General features: G+C 61.9%; 2 protein-coding genes. Both read right to left on the bottom strand.

Features of this window, described 5'->3' with window-relative positions; all coding sequences use genetic code 11:
- Positions 1–129 precede the first annotated feature (129 nt).
- On the bottom strand, positions 130–993 hold the full coding sequence (locus ACE3UY_RS21980) for an aldo/keto reductase (protein ID WP_374689614.1): 864 nt from the start codon (positions 991–993) through the stop codon (positions 130–132).
- A gap of 70 nt (positions 994–1,063) precedes the next feature.
- The gene (locus tag ACE3UY_RS21975; protein ID WP_374689613.1) at positions 1,064–1,576 is read right to left on the bottom strand and encodes a GNAT family N-acetyltransferase; all 513 of its coding nucleotides are present in this window, start codon (positions 1,574–1,576) and stop codon (positions 1,064–1,066) included.
- Positions 1,577–1,810: the final 234 nt, after the last annotated feature.

The following is a 1,810-nucleotide window of genomic DNA, read 5'->3' as shown; positions in this document are numbered from 1 at the left end:
TGGAGGGGACAGGGGAGAGGGGCAGATGAGACCAGTGAGGGAACTGGGTGGCGAGGAGGCGACCGACGAGAGCGGCATCGATACTCAGTTCGTCAGCGTGCATCGCGTGCTTCGCCACTTGTCGTCAGGTCACTCAAACAACGGCTGCATCTCCAGCCGCTCCACCTGGGCGCGCATCACCTCGTCGGGGATGGGGCCGGCATAGCGCGCCGCCGCATCCAGCACCTTTGGCAACACGTGGATGTCGCCCACTGTATTCAAAAAGACGTTCGGCCGCCCCAATACCCATTGGATGGCTACATCAATGTCCTGTTGTTCTTCCAGCGGCTTATACCAGGTCGCCCGCGTCTGCGGCTCGTGATGCCAGGGTGTATGCACCACGGACTTGATCGTCTGCACCGCGACGTTCCGCTCCTGGCACAAGGCATAGAGCGCCTCGAAGTCGGCGCGGTACGGCTCGTTCTGCATCATGGTGTAGCTGTAGGGCAGCAGCACCGAGTCGAAGTCAAAACGTTCCAGCGCGCGCCGGTGCATCGCGGCCACCGTCCAGCCGTGACCGGTGATGCCGATGTAGCGCACCAGCCCTTCGTCCCGGGCGGCAATCGCCGCCTCCAGCGCCCCGCCCGGGCCGAGGGCAACCTCCCACTCCTGTTGAGCGACCAGATGGTGGAGCTGGATCAGATCGACCTGATCCACTTGCAGGCGTTCGAGCGAGCGGCGAATCTCCGCCAGCGCGGGGCCGGCGGTGCGCTCGCCTGTCTTTGTTGCCAGGAAGAACGGCCGCCCGTGGCGCTTGATCCAGTCACCCAGCCGCAACTCGGCGTCGCCATAGCTGGCGGCCGTGTCCACGTGGTTGAGGCCGTAGGACAGGGCTATGTCCATGGTGGCGTCGGCTTCGGCCTGGGTCACGTCGGAGAAGGCGGCCGCGCCTAGGAGGAGGCGGGTGCTTAAGTGGCCGGTGCGGCCGAAGAGTAGTCGTTCGATCTGCTTCATTGATCTCTCCATGATGGTCTGTCAGCTCAATGCCTAACCAGGTGCTGGGCTACTAGCTACTCACGTGACTCTAGGTCGGATGGTCAATAGTTCGCAGAGCTTTCCTCATTGGCTGAACCGGCAAGCCTCGACCCTCGAAGCTCCAGCCAGAGCGCAGGCTGGTCGACCGTTTGTAGCCCATCGCCAAGTAGAAGAGAACGGCGTACACTGTCGAGGCAACCCGGATAACCGTTGACCCTCGTTGCCGGCACTCCTCCTCAAACCGCTCGACCAATTGCCGCCCGATCCCCCGCCGGTGATAGTCGCGGCGTACAAACAGGCTAGCCAGCCTGTCCTTCCGCCCGCGCAGCACCCCAACGATTGTGCTCTCATCCTCAGCTACGAAAACCATCTCTGACCGGATAACCCGGGCGATGGCTTTGCGGTGGGACGGGTCCGTTGATTCGGCGTGGCGGAAAGGCCCCAGGAATGCCGCAAGCTGCTCGAGCGAGGCGAAGGCCAGGTTGAACTCGCTGTAGGTGACAGCGATGAGACAGCCGACCCTGGTGGCGTCCCGCTCTTGGTAATCACGGATTGTGATCATGTGACAACGGCAACGCGGGCCAACGATCGTCTCAGGCTGCCGTGAGGCTTGATGGAGCCGATCTCATCATTGTGCCCGGCAAAGAGGCAGAGTAAAAAGGGGCGGGTCTCAAACCCGCCCCTAGCTGTTAGTAACTAACTATGCATACTCCTCAATCGGAATACACATACAGAACAAATGCCGGTCGCCATACACGTTGTCAATCCGGCTGACCGACGGCCATACCTTGGCGGC

Origin of the sequence: Promineifilum sp. (SeqCode) (assembly GCF_041918635.1) — a bacterium.
Taxonomy (GTDB): Bacteria; Chloroflexota; Anaerolineae; order Promineifilales; family Promineifilaceae; genus Promineifilum.
This window is presented reverse-complemented; position numbering and strand designations above follow the sequence as displayed.

Bases quoted from the DNA above. Each gene is read 5' to 3' on its own strand.
- ACE3UY_RS21980 (WP_374689614.1), bottom strand. From the start codon at position 993: ATGAAGCAGATCGAACGACTACTCTTCGGCCGCACCGGCCACTTAAGC.
- ACE3UY_RS21975 (WP_374689613.1), bottom strand. From the start codon at position 1,576: ATGATCACAATCCGTGATTACCAAGAGCGGGACGCCACCAGGGTCGGC.